Here is a 25370-nt window from a genome sequence, read left to right as displayed (position 1 = left end):
TGCGCTCCGGAGCAGCACGCGGCCGGGGTGCAAGGGTTTCGCGGACCGAAGATGCCCTCACGATGGATCCTCCGTCCGAGCATCCTTCAGGGGATCCCAGAGGTTGATGCGATGCCCTGAACCCAATCCGAAGATACTCGCGGCGGCCGCTTTCCCGGCCCGTGCGCCGGGCGTGCTGCGCGAGTGGTTGTCCATGGCACGCTGCAGCAAGGACGCCGCGCCTGAATTGCAGTTTCCCACCTTGCCGGACGCATGGGGCGGAAGGCGCTGGAAGCGTGGCGTGGCCTCCGCCAGCCGATGGCGCTGTGGCGAGTCCGCCCGGGGCTGCATGGATTCCGGAGGAAAGCCCGATCCGTCGCGACCCATCCACTCGTCCTGGTAGAGCCGGTGCAGCAGGAACTGCCGCCTGGCATCTTGGAGGTCTGTATGGTGCACGCCCTCGATCCGGCGCATGTACACCTTGCGCGCGAACCCTTCCGGCGGGTGTTCGAATGCGCGGATGTCCTTTTCCGGTGCCGAGGGCCTGGGAGTGCGGTGGTCGCTCGTCGTTTTCGGCCACAACTCCATGGTGTCCATCGGAAGCAGCCGGCAGATCGAGGCGACTTCCCTGCGGACTGCGGCAGGGTCCAAGGCGTCACCGCGTGCGGACCGGTAGCCGTTGAAGAATTCCTCGCGGCTTGCGAACCGTCGCCCAGCCAGTTGCGCGACGGTGGCGCGGACCGCCTCGGGAAAGCGTGCAGCTCCGGCCTTTCCCATCCCGGACAGCAGGTGCTTCAGGAGGGGCCGGTCCAGCAGGACCGGACCGCGGACAGAGTCTCCTCCGACGCCGTAGAGCACGGCGCCGCTCTTGCGCCCCTTGCCGGGATCGCCTGCCACGACATATCCGTGCGTGGGCAGGAAATAGCCGTCCGTGTTGCGGTTGAGGTAGTGGACGGGTACAGGACGCAGCGTGTCCTTTCCCCGGTTGCGCATCTCTTCGAGTACCGCGGCGAAGGCTTCCCGTTCCCGGCCCTCGGGAATCCGGGACGCGCGCGGGGGGCGCCGCACGTTGATGACGGCGCCGCGCTCGTCCATGCGCAGGTCCATCGTGGCGACCTGGTCCTTGACTCTCCGGGTATTGCGCACCCAGCCGTCCCCCAGCGGCAGCGTGGATGCGCCGGGCTGGCCGTCCGCATCGGCCATGAAGCGGATGAAGTCTGCCGCCCGGTCGCGTGTCGTGCGGAGCCCCAGCAGGGACAGGGCCTTGTGAAGGCACCGGTCTGCAGTGGTTTCGGCCTGCGTCCAGCCGCGGCGCGATCGTTCCCGCGCGACTTCCGGTTGGAGGGCAGCCTCCCGGGCCACGGGGCAGGACGGTTGTCGTGTGCCCGCATTGCGTGGCGGCAGGCCTTCGGGACGAGGGAATCCGGGAGATGATTCGGTGCAGGGGCGGGACGAACGGCTCGTCGGCGTGTCGCAGTGCGCAAAGGCTGCACGGACAGCGTCAGGACGATGGGCGGAAATGGATGGTAGAGGCATCGGATACGCTCGCTGGCGGGCAATGGATGGCCAGCGTGAAAATTCCGAATATGCGCAAACATGCGCAGCGCATCCGGTGCAGGCGCGAAAAATCGCTCCCGCCGGCGAAGAGTGCACTAACATGGCCGCCCTTTCCCATCTCTTGTCGTGAAAGCCCCGCCGTGCGTTCCATCACCGTAAGCCGCTACGTCACGCCGCTGCGCGAGGGCGGCTCCATGCCGGCCGTCGTCGAGGGCGACGACCTCGGCGTCTATGTCCTCAAGTTCCGCGGTGCCGGGCAGGGCGTGCGCGCGCTCATGGCCGAGATCATCGCCGGCGGCATCGCCCGGGCGCTGGAACTGCCGGTGCCCGAGATCGTGCTCGCCCAGCTCGACCCGGCGCTTGCGCAGACCGAGCCCGACCCCGAGATCCAGGACCTGATCCGCGCGAGCGCGGGGTTGAACGTGGCGCTCGACTATCTGTCCGGCGCGGTCAACTTCGATCCGGCGGTGGACCGCGTCACGCCCGATTTCGCCTCGCGCCTCGTCTGGTTCGACGCACTGGTGGGCAACGTGGACCGCACCGCGCGCAATACCAACCTGCTGGTGTGGCACCGCAACCCGTGGCTGATCGACCATGGCGCATCGCTCACCTTCCACCATGCCTGGAACGGCACGGTGGCGCAGCCCGCCCGGCCGTTCGCGCCGATCGCCGACCACGTGCTGCTGCCCCTGGCTACGGAACTGGCGGCGGTGGATGCCGGGCTGGCGGCGCGCCTCACCCCGCCATGCCTGCAGGCGGTGCTGGCCGAGGTGCCCGAGCTGTTCCTGGCGCAGGCGGCCGAGGGCCACGGGGACGGGCAGGGCGATGGGGCGCTCGCCGATCCGGCGGCACACCGGCAAGCCTACGTCGATTACTTCCTGGCACGGCTCGCGGGCCGGCAGGCCTGGCTGCAGGGGGCGATCGATGCACGCGGCTGATGTCTATGACTACGCCGTCGTGCGCGTGGTGCCGCGCGTGGAGCGCGAGGAGTTCATCAATGCCGGCGTGATCCTCTCGTGCCAGCGGTCCGGCTTCCTGCAGGCCGCGACCGCGCTCGACGAGGCACGACTGCTCGCGCTCGATCCTCAGGCGGACATGGACACGGTGCGGCGCCACCTGCGTGCCATCGTGGCCATCTGTGCGGGCGACGCGGGCTGCGGCCCGATCGCGGCTCTGCCCTACCGGGCGCGCTTCCACTGGCTCACTGCGCGGCGCAGCGCCATCATCCAGACCTCGCCCGTGCATACCGGGCGCTGCACGGACGCCGCGATGGCGCTGGAGCACATCATGGACCGCATGGTCCGGCGCTGAAGAGCCCGGCGGCCTTTCCATACGCGGGCGCGCGCGGCCGGGTCGCTGCCGGGTCCGCTGGCGGGATGCCCTCCGACAGGCATACGGCGCCGAAGGCGCACGGACGCGGGGGCGGGCCGCGCGAAGAATGGACGTTTGCTTTCCACGCAGACCCCACGAAAGGAACGTCCCATGGCATCCCCATCTTCGCAGTCCAGTTCCGCCAACCCCTCCGACTCGTCCCGGCGCTTCGCCGGCAAGGTCGTGATCGTCACCGGGGCAGGCTCCGGCATCGGCGCCGCCACCGCGCGCCGCTTCTCGCAGGAAGGGGCGATGGTCGCCATCGCCGACCTGAGCGACGACAAGCTCGCCGCCACGCGCGCCGACCTGCCGGCCGACCGCACGCTCGCGCACCCGGCCGATGTCTCGAAGTTCGAAGACGTGCAGGCCCTGGTGGACGCCACGGTCCAGCGCTTCGGCCACCTCGACGTCATGGTGAACAACGCCGGCATCGCCGTGCAGGGCAAGGTCACCGAGGCCAGCCTGGACGACTGGCAGCGCATCCTCGCCACCAACGTCTCCGGCGTGTTCCATGGCGCGCGCGCCGCCATGCCGCACCTGCTGAAGACCCGGGGCTGCATCGTCAACACCTCGTCGGTCTCGGGCCTGGGCGGCGACTGGGACATGAGCTTCTACAACACCTCCAAGGGCGCCGTCTCCAACTTCACCCGCGCGCTGGCGCTGGACCACGGCAAGGACGGCGTGCGCGTAAACGCCGTGGCGCCCAGCCTTACCTTCACGGGCATGACGGAGGACATCAAGAGCGATCCCCAACTGCTCGCCAAGTTCGCCGAACGCATCCCCCTGGGCCGCGGCGCCGAGCCCGGGGAGATCGCCTCCGTGATCGCGTTCCTCGCGAGCCCGGACGCCGGCTTCGTCACCGGCGTGGTGCTGCCGGTGGATGGCGGCGTGTCGGCATCGAACGGGCAGCCGCCGCAGGGGTGAGCGGCCGGCCGGGCCGGCCAATCCGCTTTGAGGCACCGCGGCGCAGGGGACAATAGGCATATTGCGCGATCCGGGCGGCCACCTGCCCGGACGGGCCCCCCCTGCTAGCTGCCGTGCCGTGATCCCCACCCCATACCATCCCCGTCCCGCATCCGAACGGCTACGCCGGGTCGCGAGCGCTGCGTGCCGTCCATCTTCCCGCGCAGGGGCCGCCTGCACGGCGCCGGAGGCTGCATGACCGCCCGCTGCATCATGGTGCTCGGCACCTCCAGCGGCGCCGGCAAGAGCTGGCTCGCCACCGCGCTGTGCCGCTGGTTCAGCGACCAGGGCCTGCGCGTGGCGCCGTTCAAGGCGCAGAACATGAGCAACAACGCGCGCGTGGTCGCGGCGCCGGGCGGCGGGCAGGGCGAAATCGGCAGCGCGCAGTATTTCCAGGCGCTGGCCGCGCGCGCCGAGCCCGAGGTGCGCATGAACCCGGTGCTGCTCAAGCCCGAGGCCGATACGCGCAGCCAGGTGGTCCTGATGGGGCAGGTGAGCGAAGAACTCACGCGCATGCCCTGGCGCGGCCGCAGCGTGCACGTCTGGCCGCACGTGGCTGCGGCGCTCGATGCGCTGCGGGCCGAGAACGACGTCGTGGTGATCGAGGGCGCGGGCTCGCCGGCCGAGATCAACCTGCACGCCAACGACATCGTCAACATGCGCGTGGCACGGCACGCAGCCGCGCACGCGCTGCTGGTGACCGACATCGACCGCGGCGGCGCCTTCGCCCACCTCTACGGCACCTGGGCGCTGTTGCCCGAAGAAGAGCGCGCGCTGATCCAGGGCTTCGTGCTCAACAAATTCCGTGGCGATGCCGCGCTGCTCGCGCCCGCGCCGGACATGCTGCGCGAGCGCACGGGCGTGCCCACGGTGGCCACCATCCCCATGCAGTGGCGCCACGGCCTGCCGGAAGAGGACGGCGTGTTCGACGACGCCGGCCACGCGCGCGCGGGCGCCGGCGGCGCGGTGCACACCACGGTGGCGGTGGTGGCGTACCCGCGCATCAGCAACCTCGACGAATTCCAGCCGCTCAAGGGCGTGCCGGGCCTGCGGCTCGTGTGGGCGCGCAGCCCGGCCGAGGTGGCCGGCGCCGACTGGATCGTGCTGCCCGGCTCCAAGGCGACCGCGGCCGACCTGGCCTGGCTGCGCGCCCAGGGCCTGGATGCCGCCATCGCCGCCCACGCCGCTCGCGGCGGCCGCGTGCTGGGCATCTGCGGCGGGCTGCAGATGCTGGGCGAGGCGCTGATCGACACCCATGGCGTGGACGGCAATGCGCCCGGCCTGGGCCTGCTGCCGCTGGCCACCGCGTTCGAGCCGGCCAAGACCGTGCGCCGCACGCGCACCGCCTTCGGTGTGTTGCAGGGCGCCTGGAGCGCGCTCTCGGGCGTGGCCGTGCAGGGCTACGAGATCCACCACGGCCGCACGGCGCAGCACCCGGCCATGGCCGCGGCCGGCGACGTGGCGCATGAAGCCATCCCCGGCCTGGCGTGGCAGAACGCGCGCGGCAACGTGCTGGGCCTGTACCTGCACGGCCTGTTCGAGGATGCGGCCGCGCTGCGTGCGCTTTTCGGCGCGGATGTGCCGACGCTGGACGCGGTGTTCGGCCGGCTGGCGCGCGGCGTGGACGAATGGTTCGACCCCGCCTGGCGCGCGGCGCAGCGCGCCGGCCGACGATGATCGCGGCACCGCGCCCGGCCGCGGTGCGTTTCCTGGAAACCGAAAGCCATCCATGACCACGAATAACCCCAACTCGGCCAGCGCCACGGCGCAGCCCCAGGATGCCGCCCTGGCCGCGCGCCTGCGCCACTTCATGGACCACAAGACCAAGCCGCTGGGCGCGCTCGGCCGGCTCGAAGCGCTGGCCGTGCGCATCGGCTGCATCCTCGGCAGCGAATCGCCGGAGCTGCGCGCGCCGCAGATGCTGGTCTGCGCGGCGGACCATGGCATCGCCGCGCGCGGCGTCTCGGCCTATCCCAGCGAAGTCACCGCCCAGATGGTGGAGAACTTCCTGGCGGGCGGCGCGGCGGTGAGCGTGCTCGCGCGCCAGCACGGCCTGGCGCTCACCGTGGCCGACTGCGGCGTGGCGGCACCCGTCCCGCCGCGCGACGGCGCCCCGGGCATGCCGCGCCTGCTGAGCCATTGCCGGGTGGCGGCCGGCACCGCCGATGCGTCGGTGGGCCCTGCGATGACGGCGCAGCAGTGCGCGCAGGCCCTGGAGAACGGCCGCTCCATCGTCCGCTCCCTGCCGGGCAATGCGCTGCTGCTGGGCGAAATGGGGATTGGCAACACCTCGGTGGCCAGCCTGCTGCTCGCGCACCTGTGCGGCATCGCGCTGGAGGACTGCACCGGGGCCGGTACGGGGCTGGACGCCAACGGCATCGCGCGCAAGCGGGCCGTGCTGCGGCAGGCGCTGGAGGCCAATGCCGCAGCCACCGCGCCGCTCGACGCGCTGGCCGCCCTGGGCGGGCTGGAGGTGGCGACCCTGGCGGGCGCCGTGCTGCAGGCCGTGGCGGAGTGCCGCGTCGTCGTGGTCGATGGCTTCATCACCAGCGCCGCGGTGCTGGTGGCCAGCCGGATCGATCCGGCCGTGCTGGATTGCTGCGTGTTCTCGCACCGCTCCGGCGAACCGGGGCATGCGCACCTGCTCGCCGCGCTGGGCGCCGAGCCGCTGCTGGATCTGGGCCTGCGCCTGGGCGAGGGCTCGGGCGCGGCGCTGGCGTGGCCGCTGCTGGTTTCCGCCTGCGCGATCCTGCGCGAGATGGCGAGCTTCGAGCAGGCCGGCGTCTCGCGCCAGCGCGACTGATCAGGCGGTGGCGCCGGCCTCGCGGCCGGCCATCTCCTGCAGCAGCGCCACCAGCGGGTCGTCCGGCAGGGGCTGGTGCGTTTCGGGCCGGCGCGGGTCCCAGCCGGGGTTGTGACGGTTGAGCCAGGCCCCGGCGACGAACTGGCGCGCGAATTCCCGGCGGGCTTCCTCGCCGGGCGCCTCGGCCGAAGCGGGGGCTCCATCGTCCTGCGCGGACAGCAGTGCCTGCTCCACCTCCGCCACGGCCTGGCTGAAATCCCGCAGCACGTAACGCGCGAGCAGCGCCCGTGCGTCGAAGGGCTCGCCGGGGCTGTCCGGCGGCATCACGAAAGCGGGGAGGGCGGCGCGGGCCGGGGCATCCGGCGCGGTGGTGGTGGCGTCCATGGGGCGGGGCCTTTCCTCAGAGGAAGTGGGGGAAGCTCACGAAAGTGCTGAATGCGGAGAACGGGTTCAGCCGGTGCGAGAAGTAATCCAGCGCCGCCATGGGCGACATCAGCGTGGACTGCAGCATCGACGCGCCGTAGATGAAGGAGTTGAGCGACCGCCCGCCCGACGCCCCCACGCCGTGCGCTGGCGCCTGGTAGTGGAAGGCGCTGCTCTGCTGCGCCAGGTGGTGCGGGTTGAATTGCTGGAACGCCGGGAGCGCATGGCCCGCCGCGGGGTAGGGCGCGGGGCCCCCGTAGCTCCCGTGACCCATCCCGTAGTGCGGCGCGGCGTAGGCGGGCGGTTGGAAGGCCTGGAAGTGCATCGGCGGCGGCATGTGCGCGGGCGGCTGCAGGTGGGCGGTATGCCCGAAGCCATGCGCCGGCCCGTGCAGGCCTGCTCCGGGGTGGAAGCCCCTGCTGGCATGCCCGTGCGGCGCCATGCCGGGCAGCGCGGAGCGGGGCGGCATGCCGGCGCCGCCGTGCGCGGCCTGCATGCCGCCGCGTCCGAACAGGCTGGTGCTGCTGGACAGCACGGAACGCGGGCGCTCGGGCGCGGATTCGGGGGCGAAGGTGGGGTGGCGTGCCGCAGCAGGCGCCACGCCGGCGGAATGTCTGAACCGGACATCGGTCATCGAAGGCTCCAATCGGGTTTGCAGGAGCGGTACGCCGCCCCCGCTGTACTGTTGGGCGCCATGATCGTCCCGCGACCCTGCCCGCCGGGTTCCCGATCCGAAGCCGCGTGCCACCCCGCGAAGCGGCGGGGTGCCTCCGCCTGGCGCCGTTTCCGCCTGTTCCTGCCCATTCCCGGTGCGTCCCCCGCCACCCTGGTGCGTGGCATGCAGTTGGGCGGCGTGAATTGTATACAAAACGGTGCGCAAACCGTATGCGGCGCTGGCATGCGGATTGCGTACTGCCAGCGCATGGACGCCTCCACCCTTGCTCCGGCACCCGCCGCCATCGAGATCGTCGCGCTGACCAAGCGCTATGCCTCCGGCCAGCCCGCGGTCGATGGCATCGACCTGCGCATCGCGAGCGGCAGCTACTGCTGCCTGCTGGGCCCCTCGGGCTGCGGCAAGAGCACCACGCTGCGCATGATCGCCGGGCACGAATCGGTCACCAGCGGCGACGTGCTGCTGGACAACCGCAACATCACCGACCTGCCCGCCGCCGCGCGCGGCACGGCCATGATGTTCCAGAGCTTCGCCCTGTTCCCGCACCTCACGGCGCTGGACAACGTGGCTTTCAGCCTCAAGATGAAAGGCATGGGCCGTGCGGATCGCCACCGGCGTGCGCAGGACCTGCTGGAGCGCGTGGCCATGGGCCACCTGGCGCAGCGCAAGCCGGGCGAACTCTCCGGCGGGCAGCAGCAGCGGGTGGCGCTGGCGCGCGCGCTCATCACCGAGCCGCGCGTGCTGCTGCTCGACGAGCCCCTGTCCGCGCTCGACCCCTTCCTGCGCGTGCAGATGCGCGCGGAACTGCGGCGCTGGCAGAAGGAACTGGGCCTGACCTTCATCCACGTCACGCACTCGCAGGAAGAGGCCATGGCGCTGGCCGACACCATGGTGGTGATGAACCACGGCCGCATCGAGCAGGCCGGCTCCCCGCACGACATCTACAACCGCCCGGCCAGCGAATTCGTCGCGCGCTTCATGGGGGGACACAACGTGCTGTCCACCCCCGCGGGCTTCGTGGGCGTGCGCACCGACCGCATCCGCGTCGACCCGCCCGGCACGCCGCTGCCCGAAGGCGGCATGCACCTCGCGGCCCGCGTGACGGACGTCGAATACCAGGGCACGCACGTGCTCATCGGCCTGCGGGACGAGGTTCCGCCCGCGCTGCCGGGCGCCGCCGCGCAGGCTGGTCCTGCCACCGCGACCGCTGCCTATTCGGCCATGGTGCCCGAGCAGGCCTTCGCCGCGCGCCCCTGGCAGGTGGGCGATGCGGCCCTGCTGCACTGGACCGCCGACATCGCCCACCCGCTGGGCCCCGCGCCGCACTGACCGGCCGGCCCGCCTTCCCCTTCTGCATTCCCTGTCCCCGTCCCCAACCAAGGAGCTGATCCATGTCCGACGTGATTTCCGATTCCCCGTCCTCCGCCGATGGCCCGGCGCTGCGCCGTCGCACGCTGCTGCAGGGCACGGCGGGTATCCTCGCCGCGGGCGTGTTCCCGGCCATCCATGCGCAGGAGAAGATCGTGCTGCGCTACCTCGGCACGGCGGTGAACCAGGACAAGGCCATCGCCGAGAAGTTCAAGGCCGACACCGGCATCGAGATCCAGTACGTGGCCGTCACCACCGACGACGTCACCAAGCGCGCCGTGACCGCGCCCAACAGCTTCGACCTGATCGATACCGAATACTTCTCGCTCAAGAAGATCGTGCCCACGGGCAATCTCAAGGGCATCGACACCAAGCGCATCAAGAACGCCGGCAAGATCACCACGCTCTTCACGCAGGGCACGGTCGCCGGCAAGGCCGTGGGCGACCAGGGCACGGCCCCCAAGAAGGTGATGTTCCTCGAAGGCGAGAAGAGCAAGGTTTTCGCGAAATCGCCCACGCAGTTCATGTCGCTGATCCCCACCGTGTACAACGCCGACACGCTGGGCATCCGGCCCGACCTCATCAAGCGCCCCATCTCCTCCTGGGCCGAGCTGCTGAACCCCGAGTTCAAGGGCAAGGCCGCCATCCTCAACATTCCCTCGATCGGCATCATGGACGCAGCCATGGTGGTGGAGGCCATGGGCCTCTACAAGTACCCCGACAAGGGCAACATGACGAAGAAGGAGATCGACCTCACGATCAAGACGCTCATCGAGGCCAAGAAGGCCGGCCAGTTCCGCGCGCTGTGGAAGGACTTCAACGAGAGCGTCAACCTCATGGCCTCCGGCGAGGTGGTCATCCAGTCCATGTGGAGCCCCGCCGTCACCGCCGTGCGCACCAAGGGCATCGCCTGCAACTTCCAGCCGCTCAAGGAAGGCTACCGCGCCTGGGCGGCCGGCTTCGGCGTGCCTGCGGCGCTCTCGGGCCGCAAGCTCGACGGCGCCTACGAGTTCATCAACTGGTTCCTCGACGGCTGGGCCGGCGCCTACCTGAACCGCCAGGGCTACTACAGCGCCGTGCTCGACACTGCCAAGGCCAGGATGGAGCCTTACGAATGGGCCTACTGGATGGAGGGCAAGCCCGCCGAGAAGGACATCCTGAGCCCGCAGGGCCAGGTGCTCGCCAAGGCCGGCACCGTGCGCGACGGCGGCAGCTACGAGGCCCGCATGGGCGCCATCGCCTGCTGGAACGCGGTGATGGACGAGAACAACTACATGGTCCAGAAGTGGAACGAGTTCGTTGCGGCATAGGGCAGGGCGCTACCCCCTGAGCGGCTGACGCCGCTTCCCCCTTCTCTCGCCGCGCTGGGCGCGGCGGGAAGGGGGACCACGCCGGTGGCCGGGCGAAGCCCGTTCCACGGCGTGTGCTGGTATGGCCTGCTCCGCGGCCTTCTGATGGGTGAGGCTCTGCCTTTCCGGAGGGCGCGCCGGGTGCCGCGGTCTTGGGATGTTCCTGTTTCTTCTCTGTTCTGGGGTCCTATGGGCACTGCCGTTTCTCCTCCTCCTGCGGCCCGCATGCCGGCGAAGCAGGGTGTTGCCGCCTGGTGGCAGGCGGCGCCGCTCACGCTGGTGTTCGTGCTGTTCTTCCTGGTGCCGCTGGGGCTGGTGCTGATGGTGAGCTTCTGGGATTTCAGCGAGTACGAGCTGCTGCCCGGGTTCACGTTCAAGAACTACGTGTCCATCTTCGAAGGGTGCGGCAACCTGGGGCAGCTGTGCGTCACGCTCGGCACCTACCTCTCCACGCTCAAGTTCAGCCTGCTGGTGTGGGGCATCACGCTGGTGCTGGGGTTCGCGGTGGCGTATTTCCTGGCGTTCCACGTGCGGTCGGCGGGGCTGCAGACGCTGCTGTTCGTACTCTGCACCATCCCGTTCTGGACGTCGAACGTGATCCGCATGATCTCCTGGGTGCCGCTGCTCGGGCGCAACGGGCTGGTGAACCAGACGCTGATGCAGATGCGCCTGATCGATTCGCCCATCGAGTGGCTGCTGTTCTCGGATTTCTCGGTGGTGCTCGCATTCGTGCACCTCTACACCATGTTCATGATCGTGCCCATCTTCAACAGCATGATGCGCATCGACCGCAGCCTGATCGAGGCAGCGGGCGACGCGGGCGCGAGCGGCTGGCAGACGCTGTGGAACGTGGTCGTGCCGCTGTCGCGCACCGGCATCGTCATCGGATCGATCTTCGTCATCACCATCGTCATGGGCGACTTCGTCACCATCGGCGTGATGGGCGGGCAGCAGATCGCTTCGGTGGGCAAGATCATCCAGGTGCAGACCTCGTACCTGCAGTTCCCGCTCGCCGCCGCCAACGCGGTGATCCTGCTGGCGATCGTGCTGATGATCATCTGGGGCCTCACCCGCCTCGTGGACCTGCGCAAGGAGCTGTGATGCCCCGTCCCCGCGAACCCCGCCCGGCCAGCTTCTGGCCGCTCGCCTGCGTCTTCGCCCTGTTCGTGCTGTTCATGTACGGGCCGATGCTGGTGATCTTCATCCTGAGCTTCCAGGGCCCCGAGGGCGGCCTCACGTTCCCGCTGCGCGGGCTGTCGCTGCACTGGTTCCGCCAGCTCGCCGAAGGCCTCGGCGTGGTGGACATCGGCGCTGCGCTGCGCCGCTCGCTGGCCCTGGGCCTGGCCGTGATGGCCTGCACCGTGGCGTTCTCGGTGCTGGCGGGCCTGGCTTTCCGCAAGCGCCTCGCGGGCGGCAACCTGCTGTTCCTCATGGTGGTGGCCAGCCTCATCATGCCGTCCATCATCGTGTCGCTCGGCATCGGGCTGGAGTTCCGGCTCATCGACACCGGCGCCAAGGCCGTGCTGGAACGCCTGGGCTGGCAGGAGGCGCTGGAGGGCTACGGCACCTCCCTGGGCCTCTTCACCTCCGCCCTGGGCGCGCACCTCACCTGGACGCTGCCCTTCGGCCTGCTCATCATGTTCGCGGTGTTCAACCGCTTCAATCCCGCCTACGAAGAGGCCGCGCGCGACCTGGGCGCCACGCCCTGGCAGGGCTTCCGGTACGTGGTGCTACCGCTCATCGCGCCCTCGGTGGTGGGCATCGGCATGTTCGGATTCACGCTGAGCTGGGACGAGATCGCCCGCACCTCCCAGGCCATCGGCGACGTGAACACGCTGCCGCTCGAACTGCAGGGCCTCACCACCACCGTCACCACCCCCGCCATCTACGCGCTGGGCACGGTGACCACCGTGGTCTCGTTCGCAGTCATGGGCGCGGCGCTCTCGCTGGCCTGGATGCTGCGGCGGCGCGGAGGGCGCGCCCGATGAGCACCGGCCTGCCGCCACGGCGGCGCAGCTCCGGCGGCGCGGCCCGCGCCAGAACCGCACCGCGTCCGGCCAGGCCGTGGCCGGCCGGCGAGGAACCCGGCGCGGAGACCGGCAGCGGCGCCGAGGGGCTGAGCGACCAGCAGATGTACGAACGCATGGTCTCCGCCATCCTGGACCACCGCCTGCCGCCCGGCACCAAGCTCGTGGAAGACAAGCTGGCTCTGGCCTTCGGCGTCTCGCGCACCCGCGTGCGGCCGGTGCTCGTGCGCCTGGCCGGCGAGCAGGTGGTCACGCTCACGCCGCGGCGCGGCGCCTCCATCGCCCGCCCCACGGTGGACGAAGCCCGCGAGGTGTTCGAGGCCCGCCGCCTCATCGAGCCACGCCTCGTCGCGCTCTTCGTGCAGCGCGCCGCGCCTGCCGACGTGGCGCGCCTCGTGGACACCGTGGCGCAGGAAGAGGCGGCACGCCGTGGCGGCGACATGCGCCGCGCCATCCGCCTCTCGGGCGACTTCCACCTGCACATCGCCCAGGCGGCCGGGCATGCCACCCTGGGCCGCATCCTCAGCGAACTCGTGTCGCGCACCTCGCTCGTGCTCATGGCCTACAGCCCCAGCCATGCCCAGGCGCGCGAGGAGGCCACCGCCTGCGGCTGCCGCGAGCACCGCGCGCTCATCGACGCCATCCGCCTGCGCGACGCTGCGGAGGCCGGCCGGCGCATCCTGGACCACCTCGCGCGCATCGAGTCGCAACTGGCATTCGAGCCGCCGGACGCCGGTGCCCCGGACCTCGTGGAACTGCTCGGGGGCGGCGCATGAGCGGCGCTTCCCCTGCGCCGCAGGGCCGCACACGCACGCTGCTGGTCGTCAATCCCAATACCTCCACCGCCGTCAGCACGCTGCTGCAGCACCACGTGCAGGCCGCCGCCGGCCTCCATGCGGCCGTGCGCACCGTGACCGCACGCTTCGGCGCGCCCTACATTGCCTGCGAGGCCAGTTATGCCGTGGCCGGCCATGCGGTCCTGGATGCCTGGGCCGAAGCCCTCGCGGCACCACAGCCTGCGCCCGGCGCCGTGCTGATCGGCTGCTTCGGCGACCCGGGCCTGTTCGCGCTCCGGGAGTGCAGCCCGGTCCCGGTCACCGGGCTGGCCGAGGCCTCGTTCCTGGCGGCCGCGCGCCATGGCCGCTTCGGCGTCGTCACGGGCGGGGAGCGCTGGGAGGGCATGCTGCTGCGGCTCGCGCAGGCGCTGGGCCATGCGGACCGGCTGGCCGGTGTGCGCACCGTGGCCCCTTCCGGCGCGGAACTGGCAGCCGATCCTGCGGGTGCCCGGGCCCTGCTCGCCCGGGCCTGCCAGGCCATGGCGCGCGAGCCCGGCGTGCAGGCCGTGGTGCTGGGCGGGGCAGGGCTCGCGGGCATGGCGAAGGCCGTGCAGCCCCAGGTGGACGTGCCCGTCATCGACAGCGTGGAGGCCGGCGCGTGGTGGGCCCTGCAGGCACCACCGCCAGCAGGGCGCAGTGCACCCGGCTGCGACGTGGCATGGCAGAACGTGTCGGAAGCTCTGCGGCGGATGGGCACGGGCCGGTCCGGCGATTGACGCCCGGGCCGGCACGCCCGTTCAGCGCCCGGAGGCGTACCACTGCAGCGGTTCGCAGGGCGCGGACCTGTCGCCCGTCCGGATGAACGCGCGCAGGCAGCCCGCATTGCGCTCGATCCGCGCGCGCTCGTCGTGCGGGAGGGATCCCAGGACGGAGTCGGCGGCGAGCGACGACTCATAGAAGCGCACCGCATGCCGCACATCCGCGCGCACGGCGGCATCCGCGCGGGGTTGCCGGGCGTGCATCTGCGCCAGCATGCGGATCTCGGCGTCGGCATACCCCGCCAGCGCCTCGGGCGCAGGATAGCGGACCATGCTCTTTCCGAAGAGCTTGAAGGCAGCCGGCCAGTTCTGGCGCTGCATCTGCCGTTCACCCTGCCGCCGCAGCTGTTCCGCCGCTTTCATCGACGCGGCGTCGGGCGACAGCCGCAAATGCTGCACGACGGTGCGCGCGTCCGCCGCTTCCTGCTCCGTGAGCATCCGGTAGGGCTCCACGGAGGCGGCTGCACAGGCCGCGGCGCAGCAGAGGCCGGCGCACCACAGTGACCGGGCCCATCGCCGCGCCGTGGTCCGCCCGCCGGCACACGCCGGACGTTCCCTGCCCGATTCCACCGCAAACCTGCCGCCTGCGCGCAGGGCATCGGCATACTGCTGTTCTGCCATTTCTCCCTCTCCAGAACCTTGTAGTGAGGGACATTGGAACAGCAGGGGCGGGCATGGACAAGCGCCCGGCCTTAATGCCACGCCAAGGATCTTCTTGGCGGATCGATCAATGGTCGTGGTGCAGATAGCTCGCCTGCCGCGGCAGCCGCAGGCTCACCAGGAAGGCCACGACCATCATCGCCGTCACGTACCAGAAGAACGCCGACTCGTGCCCCAGCGACTTCAGGCCCAGCGCCACGTACTCCGCCGAGCCGCCGAAGATCGCGTTGGCCACCGCGTAGGCCAGGCCCACGCCCAGCGCGCGCACTTCGGGCGGGAACATCTCCGCCTTCACGATGCCGCTGATCGAGGTGTAGAAGCTCACGATGGCCAGCGCCACCACGATCAGCGCGAAGGCCGCCACGGGGCTTGTCACGTGCTGCAGCGCCGTGAGGATCGGCACCGTGCCGATGGCGCCCAGTGCGCCGAACAGCAGCATGTTGCTGCGGCGGCCGATGCGGTCCGACAGCGCGCCGAAAACGGGCTGCATGCACATGTAGAGGAACAGCGCGCCGGTCATCACGTAGCTGGTCGTCTTGATCGGCAGGCCCACGGTGTTCACGAGGTACTTCTGCATGTAGGTCGTGAAGGTGTAGAAGATCAGCGAGCCGCCGGCCGTGTAGCCCAGCACCGTGAAGAAGGCGGCCTTGTGGTGGCGGAACAGGCCGCCGATGGTGCCGGCGTCGTCCTTCTGCTTGTTCTCGTCGCTCTGCGTCTCGTGCAGCGTGCGGCGCAGCATCAGCGCGACCACCGCGGAGATGGCGCCGATCACGAACGGGATGCGCCAGCCCCAGGCCTTGAGCTCGGCATCGGACAGCAGCGTCTCCAGGATCACGATCACCAGCACCGCCAGCAGCTGCCCGCCGATCAGCGTCACGTACTGGAACGACGAGAAGAATCCGCGCTGGCCGCGCAGCGCCACCTCGCTCATGTAGGTGGCCGTGGTGCCGTACTCGCCACCCACCGACAGGCCCTGGAACAGCCGGCACACCAGCAGCAGGAAGGGCGCCCAGGCCCCGATGGCCGCATACGTGGGCAGGCAGGCGATCACCAGCGAGCCCGCGCACATCATGGTGACCGAGATCAGCATCGAGGTCTTGCGGCCGTAGCGGTCCGCGATGCGGCCGAACAGCCACCCGCCGATGGGCCGCATGAGGAAGCCCGCGGCGAACACGCCCGCCGTGTTCAGCAACTGGGCAGTGGGGTCCGACTTCGGGAAGAACGCCGGCGCGAAATACAGCGCCGCGAACGCATACACATAGAAATCGAACCATTCCACGAGATTGCCCGACGAGGCCGCCATGATCGAGAAGACCCGGTGGCGTTTCTCTTCGGCCGTGTAGGCGCGGGGTTCGGGGTGCGGCGTGCCGGCCGCGGGAGAGGTGTGCGTGCTCATGGAGAAGATGCCTTTCTGGCCGCGCGCGCCGCAGGGCCGGCACGCAGAGTGTGTGATGTTGTTTCTGGCCGGCAGGTATTGTGCGAGCGATGCGGAAGGCTTGATGTCAGTCAACCGCCCATGCGTTCCGGCCCGGCCGCTGCGCACTGCGGTGCTACTGTTTGAGTAGCGTAAATCCGCGTGGATGCAAGGGATTCCGGCCTACGCTGTTTCGGCGCAGGCTGCCTGCGGAGGGAACCAACGGCACCGGATACGCTCTGTCGGGCAGGTTGCCGTGGCTCCGCCGTCGCGTGCCGCGGCGGCCTTCGCACCCATCCACCACCCACCGTCACCGACAAGGATCCCTTCGCATGCAGCCTGAACAGACCCGCGCCGTCATGACCCTGGCCCTGATGGCCGCCTTCGCCGACGACCACAAGGACGAACGCGAGCGGGAGCACATCCGCGAACTGGCCCAGTCCCTGGGCGCCGCCAGCGGGGCCGATCTGATGAAGACCTGCCAGGACGTGCTGCTCGGCCGTGCGCGCCTGGAAGACGCCGTCGCCGCGCTCGAAACGCCCGCGCAGCGCCTGCTGGCCTTCGAGATGGCGGTGGGCGTGTGCGATGCCGACGGCGTCTGCAATGCCCAGGAAAAAGCGTTCCTGGAACGGCTGCGCGCGGCCCTGGCCATCGCCCCATCCGATGCAGGCGCCGTCACCGAGCAGGCCGACGCCCTGGCCGGAGCGCCTGTGCGGGCCGCGCCCGTGGAGGGCGAGGACGTGCCCCCGGCCGCACTGGCCGTCGCCGCGGCGCCCGTGGCCTCCGGCGCGGCGGCCGCATCCGCGCAAGGCGGTACGGGCACCCCCGGCCTGCGCGCGGCGTCGGTGAGCGATGCGGAGATCGACTCCATGGTGCTCAACGCCGCCATTCTGAACGGCGCGCTGGAACTGCTGCCGCAATCCCTCGCCTCCATGGCCATCATCCCGCTGCAGACGCGGCTGGTCTATCGCATCGGCAAGGTCCATGGCTACGAGCTCGACAAGGGCCACATCACCGATTTCCTGGCCACCGTGGGCGTGGGCCTCACCTCGCAGTACGTCGAGCAGTTCGGCCGCAAGCTGGTCGGCGGCCTGCTGGGCAAGGTGATGGGTGGCCTGGGCCGCGCCGTGGGCAGCGCCGCCACCGGGTCCGCGTTCTCCTTCGCCACCACCTACGCCCTGGGCAAGGTCGCGCAGCGCTATTACGCCGGCGGGCGTACCCTGGGCACGGACGCGCTCAAGTCCGCCTTCGCGCGCACGGCCGAAGAGGCCAAAGGCCTGCAGCAGCGCTATGCGCCGCAGATCCAGGAGCGCGCCCGCGGCCTGGACGTGGGCAAGCTGCTGAAGGAACTGCGGGCCTGATGGCGGCGGCCGCAGCTCCGCACCATGTGCCTCCGCACGCCGTGCGGATCCGTCATGCCACGCTGCAGGATGCGGCGCACCTGCTGGCCATCGAGCAATCCGCGGCCGGATTGTTCCGTGGCGCGGCCGGCCTGGAAGGGCTGGCCGACGGCCCCGGCATGGCGCAGCCGGAACACGAGCGGCTCATCCTGCAGGGCGCCGTCTGGGTGGCCGAGGCAGCGCCCGGCCAACTGGTCGGCTTTCTGGACGCCGAGGCCTTCGGACAGGAACTGCATCTCTGGGAACTGTCGGTGCACGCGGACTGGCAGCGCATGGGCATCGGCACCAGGCTCATCCAGGCCGCGCAGGCGCATGCCGCGGCGCAGGGCCTGGTGGCGCTGACGCTGACCACCTTCGCCGACCTGCCGTGGAGCGCGCCGGCCTATGCGAGGCTGGGGTTCCGCCCGATCTCGCCGCCCGGGCCGCGGCTGCAGTGGGTGATGGATGTGGAGGCGACCCATGGGTTGCCGATGGGGCGGCGGGTGGCGATGCGGATGGGGGTCGATCGGCCTTTGATTTGAGAGCCCCGCATGCAGGGCTGGGCACTCTTGCGCACCGCATCGCCGATTGGATTGCCACAACCGCCGATTTCGCCCATCTGGTTCAAGCTTCGTGTAGTCAGGATAGCGGTCCTGCAGGAATGGCAAATACTCAAGGGAATCCTGCACGGCTTCGTTTGGAAGTCGCTGCAATACAAGTTGGGACTGGAGTAGAAAAGAAAATGGGATGCGTCTCGTCAAAAAGCAATTTCGCCTCATCACCGACCACCACACATCGCCATGGTTTTGGGCCCTCGGAGCAGCCAGCAGCGGGTGGTATCTCAAGAGGGCATGCTTCATCACACCTGTCGGGTTTGCCCCGGCGCAACCGGGCCGGGGCAGGGCAACTGCCCTTGCAGCCGCACCAGATTCAGCAGGTGGCCTATCAGCTCGGCATGCGTCTCAACGGCTCGCCCATCGACAGCGCCAGAGACCGGCAGAGACTGGCCGATGCTACTGAAACGGTGCATGAAACACGGCTCGCTTTGACGCGTGGCCGTGGCAATGTGGATAGCGATCTGCGACTCAGCGGCGGACTTAGCGCTTCCTACACCGCTGTGTCCTATTGCCTGGGTGAAGGCGATGACGACGTACTGGCGGGCAGCGCGTTGGCCATGGGTGCAGGCAACTGCGACCACAATGGGGCGATCAACGCCCGCCGGCATGCGATTCGCATGGAAGATGGCGGACACATGATGACCGTGCGCGACATGGAAGAGGCACATGTCTATGCGCTCTACCAGCCGCCCGCGAGAGGAACCGGCGCGCATCACGGAGCGCCGCCCATGGTGGTCCTCGACTCGTGGGGCGATGGTCCGGCGGTGCTGCTGCGGGATTCGCACTGGGCCGAAGGCTACGGGCAGAATACTGCGGTGCTCGAACACTTCGACAAACCCGCTGCCACCCACGCGCGGGCGCGGATGGAGGCCGTCAGGGCGCAGATCGAGGACCCGCGAACCTCGCTGTATGCCACGGCGCAGCAATGGGAAGCCGAATGTCTTCGCAATCCGACACCCGGCGCCATCTTCACTACGATGCCGGTTATTGATCCTGCCTTGGCCGAGAGTACGCGGCAGGAGCTTGCACAGTACTCTCCTCGAACCCAGCATGCGCTTGCAGCCGATGCTGCGCAGCAGGCCTACGGAATGAGCGAAGGACCTGCCAGCACGCCGCAGCTGACGGAAGCGATCCTGGAAGACGCCATGCGCCTGGATTCACTGGACCGTCCGGCGTTGCAGTACTGAGGCCAGTTTCCCGACAGGAAATCCTGTTTTGGAAACTGGCTGGTAGGGGGCGTGGCGCAATGCTCGCGCCCGCCGGAGCGCACGCGACCCGGTGCGCCGGTTCGATGCGTCGGCCTTCGTGCTGTTTCAATCCACGCGCCCGCACAGGGCGTGACGTGGCGCTCTGCAAGCCCCGCGTGCTCATGCTCGAGTTTCAATCCACGCGCCCGCACAGGGCGCGACTGCGTGGGCGCGGTGTGCCCCTGGTGTGGGAGTGGGTTTCAATCCACGCGCCCGCACAGGGCGCGACAAGAGGCGCGCGGCGGCTTTCACAAGGAACAGCACGTTTCAATCCACGCGCCCGCACAGGGCGCGACTCAAAAAAAGACAGTGCGCGTGTTGTAGGTGCGGGTTTCAATCCACGCGCCCGCACAGGGCGCGACGGCACCTTTATAAACCCGCGCCACCCCAGCCATTTTCCGCATACATCCGCGAACCCGCCCCAATCGACCCGCCGCTCGCGCTTCCCGTCCCCCACCCAGGAAAAACTCCCTTTGCCCTCAACCACTTGCCCCCGCGCGAACCCCAGGCGGACAAGCCGGTCACTCGGGGTGCGCAACGCCCGGCAACAAGAAAAAGGAAAGGGAGGGAGCGAAAGGGCCCGCCCTCAGGGCGCCGGCGTCTTCGGCTGGTAATCGCACCACGGCGCCACCACGCATTCCCAGCAGCGCGGCTTTCTCGCCTGGCATACATAGCGGCCCAGCAGGATGAGCCAGTGGTGCGAATCCACGGCATATTCGGCGGGCACGCGTTTGAGCAGCTGCATTTCCACGGCCAGCGGGTTCTTGCCGGGGGCGAGGCCCGTGCGGTTGCTCACGCGGAAGATGTGCGTGTCCACCGCCATGGTGGGCTGGCCGAAGGCCACGTTCAACACCACGTTGGCGGTCTTGCGGCCCACGCCGGGCAGGGCTTCCAGTTCTTCGCGCGTGCGCGGCACGATGCCGCCGTGGCGCTCCACCAGGATGCGGCAGGTCTCCATCAGGTGGCGGGCCTTGCTGCGGTACAGGCCGATGGTCTTGATGTAGCCTTCCAGCCCTTCCAGCCCCAGGTCGAGGATGGCCTGCGGCGTGCCCGCCACCGGGAACAGCTTGCGGGTGGCCTTGTTCACGCCCACGTCGGTGGCCTGGGCCGACAGCAGCACGGCGGCCAGCAGCTCGAAGACGGTGGTGTATTCCAGTTCGGTGTTGGGCTGGGGATTGGCGGCCTTCAGCGCGGCGAAGAAGGGTTCGATCTGCGCGGTCTTCATGGTGGTGTGGGGCGTCGTTCTCAATGCGGTTCGCCCGTGCATTGTCCCGCAGTGCACCGCACGCATGAAACATGCGCGGCCATTGGCGACAATGGGGGTCTTTCGCCACCACACCGTGAACACGCCATGCAATTCGCAGACCGCCTGAACAACGTCGAAACCTCTGCCATCCGGGAGCTGTTCAAGCTGCTGGGCAAGCCCGGAATCATCAGCTTCGCCGGTGGCTTTCCCGACAGCGCGATGTTCGACGTCGAGGGCATCCGCGAGGCGAGCGAGCGGGCGCTGAGCGAAGAGCCCGGCACGGCGCTGCAGTACGGCGCGACCGAGGGCTACAACCCGCTGCGCGAACAGCTCTCGGCCTTCATGGCCTCCAAGGGCGCGCAGGGCGTGCGGCCCGAGGACCTGATCGTCACCACCGGCAGCCAGCAGGCGCTGGACCTGCTGGGCAAGACCCTCATCAGCCCCGGCGACAAGGTGATCGTGGAAGGCCCCACCTTCCTGGCCACCATCCAGTGCTTCCGCCTCTATGGCGCCGAGCTGGTGAGCGCGCCCGTGGACGGCCACGGCGTCGATGCCGACGCGCTCGAGCGGCTCATCGTCGAGCACCGCCCCAGGTTCGTCTATCTCATTCCCACCTTCGGCAATCCCAGCGGGGCGCTGCTGTCGCTGGAGCGTCGCCGCAAGATCCTGGAGCTGGCAGTGCGCCACCAGGTGCTGGTCGTCGAGGACGATCCCTATGGCGACCTGTATTTCGGCGAGGCGCCGCCGCCCAGCCTGCTCGCATTGTCGGCCACGGTGCCCGGCAGCCGCGAACTGCTGGCGCACTGCGGCAGCCTCAGCAAGGTGCTGAGCCCCGGCCTGCGCGTGGGCTGGCTGATCGCGCCTGCCGAACTGCTGGCCAAGGCCACCATGTGCAAGCAGTTCAGCGACGCGCACACCAGCACCTTCGCGCAGGCCACGGCCGCGCAGTACCTGCGTTCGGGCCGCATGCCGGCCACGCTGGCGAAGGTGCGCTCCGTCTATGCCGGGCGCGCGGGCGCCATGGGCGATGCGCTGCGCCGCGAGCTGGGCGAGGCGATCAACTTCGTGCAGCCGCAGGGCGGCCTGTTCGTGTGGGCGCGGCTCACGGGGGCGGGCGGCGCGGTGGCCGACGGCAACGTGCTGGCCAAGCTGGCCATCGACCAGGGCGTGGCCTTCGTGCCGGGCACACCGTTCTTCTGCGCGAACCCCGACCATGCCACGCTGCGCCTGTCGTTCGCGACGGCCGACGTGGACAGGATCCGCGAAGGCGTGGCGCGCCTCGGCCAGGCCCTGCGAGGCTGAGCCATGCCGGACACCGACCGCACCCCATCCGAGCGCCTCGACGAGCTGGAGATCAAGGCCAGCTACGCCGAGGACCTGCTGGACCAGCTCAACGTCACCGTCTATCGCCAGCAGCAGCAGATCGATGCGCTGCAGCGCGCCCTGGCGGCGCTGCGGCAGCAACTGCCCGAGCCGGGCGACGCCCCGCACGGCGGCAGCCTGCGCGACGACATCCCGCCGCATTACTGACCCCCGGCATCCGCCGCGGCGGCCTTGCACCGGGCCGTGGCGGTGGATGCGCTGCCTCCTCCCGTTCCCGCTTCCTTCGCCCTGAAAGGCCCGTTCCATGCAATACCGCCGCCTCGGCCGCAGCAACCTGCAGGTCTCCGCCCTCTGCCTGGGCACCATGATGTTCGGCGACCAGACCGGCCGCGAAGAGGCCGCGGCCATCGTGGCCGATGCGCGGGAGCGCGGCGTGAATTTCATCGACACGGCGGACGTCTATACCAGGGGCGCTTCCGAGTCGATGCTGGGCGACCTGCTGGCGGGCCAGCGGCACGAATGGGTGCTGGCCACCAAGCTGGGCAACCGGATGTCCGACCGCGTGAACGAGAGCCAGTATTCCCGCAGCTGGATGCTGCGCGAGGTGGAGTCCAGCCTCTCTCGCCTGCGCACCGACCATGTGGACATCCTCTACCTGCACCGCGATTTCCTGGGCATGGACCTCGAGGAGCCGCTCTTCGCCCTCGATGCACTGCTGCGCGCGGGCAAGATCCGCTACTGGGGCGTCTCCAACTTCCGCGCCTGGCGCATCGCCGAGCTGGTGCACGGCGCCGCGCGCATCGGCATGCCCGGCCCCGTGGTCTGCCAGCCCTACTACAACCTGCTCAACCGCATGCCGGAGGTCGAGATCCTGCCGGCCTGCGCGCACCACGGCCTGGGCGTGGTGCCCTACAGCCCCATCGCACGCGGCGTGCTCACCGGCAAGTACCTGCCGGGCGAGGCGCCCCCGCCGGGCACACGCGCGGGGCGGGGCGACAGGCGCATCGCCGAAACCGAATTCCGCCACGAATCGCTGGTGATGGCCCAGGAACTGAAGCGGCATGCCGAGGCCCGCGGCGTGACGCTGGCCCAGTTCGCCACCGCCTGGGTCCTGGCGCACCGGGCGGTCAGCGCCGTCATCGCGGGCCCCCGCACCCTGGCCCAGTGGCAGGACTACGCCCCTGCGCTCGAATACACCGTCACGCCGGAGGACGAAGCCCTGGTGGACGACATGGTGGCGCCGGGCCATCCTTCCACGCCGGGCTACAGCGACCCGGCCTATCCCTCTCCGCCGCGCGTCTAGGCCTGATCGAGGCCGCCGCGGAGCGGGTCCATCCGTCGCATGTTGCTATTGAAATCATAGTGCGCAGGCACGGGCAGGTTACGATGGGCGCATGCGAAAGACCTATGTGCTCCATATCGACGGCAAGAACCGCGACCGGCTGCTGGACGCGGCCCGCCACGACATCCACCGCTACCTGCGCCGCGAGCGCCGCCGTGCGCTGCCCGAGGGCGCACGCTTCTGGGACTTCGACTGCCGCTTCGGCCGCTCGCAGGACGATGCGCACAGCGTGCAGGTGGAAGACATCACCCGCCTGATCGACGGCGTGGCGCAGTCCGGCGACACGCAGTTCTACGTGGAAATCGTCACCAGGCCCGGCGAAGGCATGCCCCGCAAGCCGGCCGCGCGCCCGGCTGACTCCGGCGGCGACGGCCCGCATGCCGAAGATGGTGACGGCGCCGACGGCGGCGCGGATGGCGGAGGCGACGGCGGGGACTGACGCCATCTGACGGGTTGCCTGCCGGCACCGCCCGCTGGCCTGTCCGCCAGCCTCAATCCGCCGTGGGTTTCCCGGTGCCGCCGGCCTGCGCGGCGGCGGCCGCAGCAGCAGCCCGCAGCTTGTCCTTCTTGCTCGGGCGCCGGCCCTTGATGCCGCCCGTGCCCGGCGGCAGCTTGCCCGGGCGCGCAGGCGCGTCCTCCTGGGTGCCGGCCTCCTGCGCAACGGGCGCGAGCGCCACCTCGAATCCCGCGACCTGTTCCACCGGCAGCGCCTGCAGGCCGTGGCGTCGGGCGAGCAGCCGCCAGTGGGGCGCGGCCTCGGGCGTGACGAAGCTCACTGCCACGCCGCTGGCGCCGGCCCGCCCCGTGCGGCCGATGCGGTGTACGTAGTCTGCCGCGGCGCGGGGCAGGTCGTAGTTCACGACAGCCGGCAGCCCGGCGATGTCGATGCCGCGCGCGGCCAGGTCGGTGGTCACCAGCACCTGCCAGCGCTCGTCGCGGAACTCCTGCAGCACCTGCCGGCGCGTGCCCTGGCTCAGCCCGCCGTGGAAGGGCGATGCGTAGATGCCGGACTGGTAGAGCTTTTCCGCCACATGCTCGGCCGCGTACTGGGTGGCGACGAACACCAGCACCCGCGTCCAGCCGACATCCTGGGTGAGCAATTGCTTCAGCAACTGGGTGCGGCGCGATGCTTCCACCGCGATGGCGCGCCGGGCGATGTCGGGCGCCGTGCCGGGCGCCGTGCCGGGCGCCTCGGCGATCTCGATGCGCAGCGGGTTGCGCAGCAGGTCCTCGGCCAGCCGTGCCACGCCCGGCTCGAAGGTGGCGGAAAACAGCAGGTTCTGGCGCTGTGCCGGCAGCAATGCGAGCACGCGCTGCAGCTCCTCGGCGAATCCCAGGTCCAGCAGCCGGTCGGCCTCGTCCAGCACCAGCGCCTGCACCTGCGAGAGCGACAGGGCGTTGTGCCCCACGAGGTCCAGCAGCCGGCCCGGCGTGGCCACCACCGCGTCCGCACCGCCGCGCAGTGCCATCAGCTGCGGGTTGATGGATACCCCGCCGAACGCGATCGCGATCTTCAGCCGCGGCCCGGGCAGATGGCCCGCCAGGTCGCGCAGCACCTCGCCCACCTGCGCGGCCAGCTCGCGCGTGGGCACCAGCACCAGGGCGCGCGGGCGCCGCGGCCCGGGGCGGGCGCCGGCCTGCTGCGCTTGCGGCAGGAGCTGCTGCAGCAGCGGCAGGCCGAAGGCGGCCGTCTTGCCGGAGCCGGTCTGCGCGCGGCCCAGCACGTCGCCCCCGTTCAGCACGGCGGGGATGGCCTGCGCCTGGATGGGCGTGGGCGTGTCGAAACCCAGCGCCCCGGCGGCATGGACGAGGGCGGGCGAGAGGCCGAGGGCGGCAAAAGGCATGGCAGGCAGGAGGGCAGGGGCCGGGCATGGAAGACGCCGCGGCCATGGACACAACAACGGAAAACGCGAGGGAGCGCGAGGGTGCTCCCCGCGGATTGTGCGGCACCGCTGCATGCCCGGGATAATCGCGCCATGCCCATTCCTGCCGCGACCTCCGATTCCCACCCTGCCGCCGGCCTCCACCGGAGGCT

At 70.1% G+C, this 25370-nt stretch carries 25 protein-coding genes and 1 CRISPR repeat array; of the genes, 18 read left to right on the top strand and 7 right to left on the bottom strand.

Translation table 11 applies throughout. The features are described from left to right. Positions 1-57 precede the first annotated feature (57 nt). Entirely contained in the window at positions 58-1341 is a 1284-nt protein-coding gene (locus tag BLR05_RS10925) for a type III effector (protein ID WP_092834513.1), read from the bottom strand. A 335-nt stretch (positions 1342-1676) separates the two neighbouring features. Between BLR05_RS10925 and BLR05_RS10920 the strand changes: the two genes are divergently transcribed. The 5 genes from BLR05_RS10920 to cobT all read left to right on the top strand — a co-directional run bounded on the left by BLR05_RS10920 (position 1677) and on the right by cobT (position 6673). Next, positions 1677-2474: a HipA family kinase gene (locus tag BLR05_RS10920; RefSeq protein WP_092834512.1), complete on the top strand. Its 798-nt coding sequence runs from the start codon at positions 1677-1679 to the stop codon at positions 2472-2474. Further along, a complete protein-coding gene (locus BLR05_RS10915; RefSeq protein WP_092834511.1) occupies positions 2461-2847 on the top strand; it encodes a DUF3037 domain-containing protein in 387 nt (128 codons plus the stop codon). Before BLR05_RS10920 ends, BLR05_RS10915 begins: the two co-directional genes overlap by 14 nt. Positions 2848-3018: 171 nt before the next feature. Then, positions 3019-3831, top strand: a complete 813-nt coding sequence (gene budC / locus BLR05_RS10910; RefSeq protein ID WP_092834510.1) for a meso-2,3-butanediol dehydrogenase — start codon at positions 3019-3021, stop codon at positions 3829-3831. Between the two features lie 234 nt (positions 3832-4065). Continuing rightward, on the top strand, positions 4066-5547 hold the full coding sequence (locus tag BLR05_RS10905) for a cobyric acid synthase (RefSeq protein WP_092834602.1): 1482 nt from the start codon (positions 4066-4068) through the stop codon (positions 5545-5547). A 52-nt stretch (positions 5548-5599) separates the two neighbouring features. Then, positions 5600-6673: a nicotinate-nucleotide--dimethylbenzimidazole phosphoribosyltransferase gene (cobT, locus tag BLR05_RS10900; RefSeq protein ID WP_092834509.1), complete on the top strand. Its 1074-nt coding sequence runs from the start codon at positions 5600-5602 to the stop codon at positions 6671-6673. Here cobT and BLR05_RS10895 read toward each other — a convergent pair whose 3' ends face one another. After that, positions 6674-7057, bottom strand: a complete 384-nt coding sequence (locus BLR05_RS10895; RefSeq protein WP_092834508.1) for a hypothetical protein — start codon at positions 7055-7057, stop codon at positions 6674-6676. A 16-nt stretch (positions 7058-7073) separates the two neighbouring features. Beyond that, the gene (locus tag BLR05_RS10890) at positions 7074-7730 is read right to left on the bottom strand and encodes a hypothetical protein (protein ID WP_092834507.1); all 657 of its coding nucleotides are present in this window, start codon (positions 7728-7730) and stop codon (positions 7074-7076) included. A gap of 288 nt (positions 7731-8018) precedes the next feature. On the opposite strand from BLR05_RS10890, the gene BLR05_RS10885 reads away from it, so the two are divergent. From BLR05_RS10885 to BLR05_RS10860, 6 genes are all read left to right on the top strand, one after another. Next, positions 8019-9098 (top strand): ABC transporter ATP-binding protein, encoded by a 1080-nt coding sequence (locus BLR05_RS10885; RefSeq protein ID WP_092834506.1) that lies wholly within the window; start codon positions 8019-8021, stop codon positions 9096-9098. Positions 9099-9160: 62 nt separating this feature from the next. After that, positions 9161-10447: an ABC transporter substrate-binding protein gene (locus BLR05_RS10880; RefSeq protein ID WP_092834505.1), complete on the top strand. Its 1287-nt coding sequence runs from the start codon at positions 9161-9163 to the stop codon at positions 10445-10447. A gap of 264 nt (positions 10448-10711) precedes the next feature. Further along, positions 10712-11587, top strand: a complete 876-nt coding sequence (locus tag BLR05_RS10875) for an ABC transporter permease (protein WP_013594038.1) — start codon at positions 10712-10714, stop codon at positions 11585-11587. Further along, positions 11587-12474 carry an ABC transporter permease gene (locus BLR05_RS10870; protein WP_092834504.1) on the top strand — a complete coding sequence of 296 codons (888 nt, stop codon included), beginning with the start codon at positions 11587-11589 and terminating at the stop codon, positions 12472-12474. Before BLR05_RS10875 ends, BLR05_RS10870 begins: the two co-directional genes overlap by 1 nt. Next, entirely contained in the window at positions 12471-13289 is an 819-nt protein-coding gene (locus tag BLR05_RS10865) for a GntR family transcriptional regulator (RefSeq protein WP_092834503.1), read from the top strand. The genes BLR05_RS10870 and BLR05_RS10865 overlap by 4 nt, the downstream gene beginning before the upstream one ends. Further along, positions 13286-14065, top strand: coding sequence for an aspartate/glutamate racemase family protein (locus tag BLR05_RS10860; RefSeq protein ID WP_092834502.1), 780 nt, complete (start codon positions 13286-13288; stop codon positions 14063-14065). Before BLR05_RS10865 ends, BLR05_RS10860 begins: the two co-directional genes overlap by 4 nt. Before the next feature lie 21 nt (positions 14066-14086). Here the strand turns inward: BLR05_RS10860 and BLR05_RS10855 are convergent, their stop codons facing one another. Together BLR05_RS10855 and BLR05_RS10850 are read right to left on the bottom strand one after the other, a co-directional pair. Then, positions 14087-14728 (bottom strand): hypothetical protein, encoded by a 642-nt coding sequence (locus BLR05_RS10855; RefSeq protein ID WP_244160084.1) that lies wholly within the window; start codon positions 14726-14728, stop codon positions 14087-14089. Positions 14729-14834: 106 nt separating this feature from the next. Next, entirely contained in the window at positions 14835-16163 is a 1329-nt protein-coding gene (locus tag BLR05_RS10850; RefSeq protein WP_092834500.1) for an MFS family transporter, read from the bottom strand. A 350-nt stretch (positions 16164-16513) separates the two neighbouring features. Between BLR05_RS10850 and BLR05_RS10845 the strand changes: the two genes are divergently transcribed. From BLR05_RS10845 to xopE, 3 genes are all read left to right on the top strand, one after another. Continuing rightward, positions 16514-17542, top strand: a complete 1029-nt coding sequence (locus BLR05_RS10845; protein ID WP_092834499.1) for a YcjF family protein — start codon at positions 16514-16516, stop codon at positions 17540-17542. A gap of 41 nt (positions 17543-17583) precedes the next feature. Then, the gene (locus tag BLR05_RS10840) at positions 17584-18102 is read left to right on the top strand and encodes a GNAT family N-acetyltransferase (RefSeq protein WP_225979205.1); all 519 of its coding nucleotides are present in this window, start codon (positions 17584-17586) and stop codon (positions 18100-18102) included. A gap of 200 nt (positions 18103-18302) precedes the next feature. Continuing rightward, the gene (gene xopE / locus BLR05_RS26765; RefSeq protein ID WP_167361243.1) at positions 18303-19364 is read left to right on the top strand and encodes a XopE/AvrPphe family type III secretion system effector; all 1062 of its coding nucleotides are present in this window, start codon (positions 18303-18305) and stop codon (positions 19362-19364) included. 123 nt (positions 19365-19487) lie between these two features. Next, positions 19488-19786: direct repeats of the CRISPR family, unit length 32 nt; unit sequence GTTTCAATCCACGCGCCCGCACAGGGCGCGAC. A gap of 224 nt (positions 19787-20010) precedes the next feature. Here xopE and nth read toward each other — a convergent pair. Continuing rightward, a complete protein-coding gene (gene nth, locus BLR05_RS10830; RefSeq protein ID WP_013594046.1) occupies positions 20011-20649 on the bottom strand; it encodes an endonuclease III in 639 nt (212 codons plus the stop codon). Positions 20650-20775: 126 nt separating this feature from the next. Between nth and BLR05_RS10825 the strand changes: the two genes are divergently transcribed. The 4 genes from BLR05_RS10825 to BLR05_RS10810 all read left to right on the top strand — a co-directional run bounded on the left by BLR05_RS10825 (position 20776) and on the right by BLR05_RS10810 (position 23774). Continuing rightward, positions 20776-21972, top strand: coding sequence for an aminotransferase-like domain-containing protein (locus BLR05_RS10825; RefSeq protein ID WP_092834497.1), 1197 nt, complete (start codon positions 20776-20778; stop codon positions 21970-21972). Positions 21973-21975: 3 nt separating this feature from the next. Next, positions 21976-22200 (top strand): SlyX family protein, encoded by a 225-nt coding sequence (locus BLR05_RS10820; protein ID WP_092834496.1) that lies wholly within the window; start codon positions 21976-21978, stop codon positions 22198-22200. 97 nt (positions 22201-22297) lie between these two features. Next, positions 22298-23296 (top strand): aldo/keto reductase, encoded by a 999-nt coding sequence (locus BLR05_RS10815; protein WP_092834495.1) that lies wholly within the window; start codon positions 22298-22300, stop codon positions 23294-23296. 91 nt (positions 23297-23387) lie between these two features. After that, positions 23388-23774 (top strand): DUF6172 family protein, encoded by a 387-nt coding sequence (locus BLR05_RS10810; protein WP_092834494.1) that lies wholly within the window; start codon positions 23388-23390, stop codon positions 23772-23774. A 52-nt stretch (positions 23775-23826) separates the two neighbouring features. On the opposite strand, the gene BLR05_RS10805 is transcribed toward BLR05_RS10810, so the two are convergent. Further along, the gene (locus BLR05_RS10805; protein ID WP_092834493.1) at positions 23827-25179 is read right to left on the bottom strand and encodes a DEAD/DEAH box helicase; all 1353 of its coding nucleotides are present in this window, start codon (positions 25177-25179) and stop codon (positions 23827-23829) included. Between the last annotated feature and the right edge of the window lie 191 nt (positions 25180-25370).

This window comes from Paracidovorax cattleyae (assembly GCF_900104515.1).
GTDB classification, from domain to species: Bacteria; Pseudomonadota; Gammaproteobacteria; order Burkholderiales; family Burkholderiaceae_C; genus Paracidovorax; species Paracidovorax cattleyae.
This window is presented reverse-complemented; position numbering and strand designations above follow the sequence as displayed.

Bases quoted from the DNA above. Each gene is read 5' to 3' on its own strand.
- BLR05_RS10805 (WP_092834493.1), bottom strand. From the start codon at position 25,179: ATGCCTTTTGCCGCCCTCGGCCTCTCGCCCGCCCTCGTCCATGCCGCC.
- BLR05_RS10875 (WP_013594038.1), top strand. From the start codon at position 10,712: ATGCCGGCGAAGCAGGGTGTTGCCGCCTGGTGGCAGGCGGCGCCGCTC.
- budC (WP_092834510.1), top strand. From the start codon at position 3,019: ATGGCATCCCCATCTTCGCAGTCCAGTTCCGCCAACCCCTCCGACTCG.
- BLR05_RS10895 (WP_092834508.1), bottom strand. From the start codon at position 7,057: ATGGACGCCACCACCACCGCGCCGGATGCCCCGGCCCGCGCCGCCCTC.
- BLR05_RS10905 (WP_092834602.1), top strand. From the start codon at position 4,066: ATGACCGCCCGCTGCATCATGGTGCTCGGCACCTCCAGCGGCGCCGGC.
- BLR05_RS10915 (WP_092834511.1), top strand. From the start codon at position 2,461: ATGCACGCGGCTGATGTCTATGACTACGCCGTCGTGCGCGTGGTGCCG.
- BLR05_RS10815 (WP_092834495.1), top strand. From the start codon at position 22,298: ATGCAATACCGCCGCCTCGGCCGCAGCAACCTGCAGGTCTCCGCCCTC.
- BLR05_RS10825 (WP_092834497.1), top strand. From the start codon at position 20,776: ATGCAATTCGCAGACCGCCTGAACAACGTCGAAACCTCTGCCATCCGG.
- BLR05_RS10810 (WP_092834494.1), top strand. From the start codon at position 23,388: ATGCGAAAGACCTATGTGCTCCATATCGACGGCAAGAACCGCGACCGG.
- BLR05_RS10820 (WP_092834496.1), top strand. From the start codon at position 21,976: ATGCCGGACACCGACCGCACCCCATCCGAGCGCCTCGACGAGCTGGAG.
- BLR05_RS10855 (WP_244160084.1), bottom strand. From the start codon at position 14,728: ATGGCAGAACAGCAGTATGCCGATGCCCTGCGCGCAGGCGGCAGGTTT.
- cobT (WP_092834509.1), top strand. From the start codon at position 5,600: ATGACCACGAATAACCCCAACTCGGCCAGCGCCACGGCGCAGCCCCAG.
- nth (WP_013594046.1), bottom strand. From the start codon at position 20,649: ATGAAGACCGCGCAGATCGAACCCTTCTTCGCCGCGCTGAAGGCCGCC.
- xopE (WP_167361243.1), top strand. From the start codon at position 18,303: ATGGGATGCGTCTCGTCAAAAAGCAATTTCGCCTCATCACCGACCACC.
- BLR05_RS10885 (WP_092834506.1), top strand. From the start codon at position 8,019: ATGGACGCCTCCACCCTTGCTCCGGCACCCGCCGCCATCGAGATCGTC.
- BLR05_RS10850 (WP_092834500.1), bottom strand. From the start codon at position 16,163: ATGAGCACGCACACCTCTCCCGCGGCCGGCACGCCGCACCCCGAACCC.
- BLR05_RS10865 (WP_092834503.1), top strand. From the start codon at position 12,471: ATGAGCACCGGCCTGCCGCCACGGCGGCGCAGCTCCGGCGGCGCGGCC.
- BLR05_RS10890 (WP_092834507.1), bottom strand. From the start codon at position 7,730: ATGACCGATGTCCGGTTCAGACATTCCGCCGGCGTGGCGCCTGCTGCG.
- BLR05_RS10870 (WP_092834504.1), top strand. From the start codon at position 11,587: ATGCCCCGTCCCCGCGAACCCCGCCCGGCCAGCTTCTGGCCGCTCGCC.
- BLR05_RS10860 (WP_092834502.1), top strand. From the start codon at position 13,286: ATGAGCGGCGCTTCCCCTGCGCCGCAGGGCCGCACACGCACGCTGCTG.
- BLR05_RS10880 (WP_092834505.1), top strand. From the start codon at position 9,161: ATGTCCGACGTGATTTCCGATTCCCCGTCCTCCGCCGATGGCCCGGCG.
- BLR05_RS10845 (WP_092834499.1), top strand. From the start codon at position 16,514: ATGCAGCCTGAACAGACCCGCGCCGTCATGACCCTGGCCCTGATGGCC.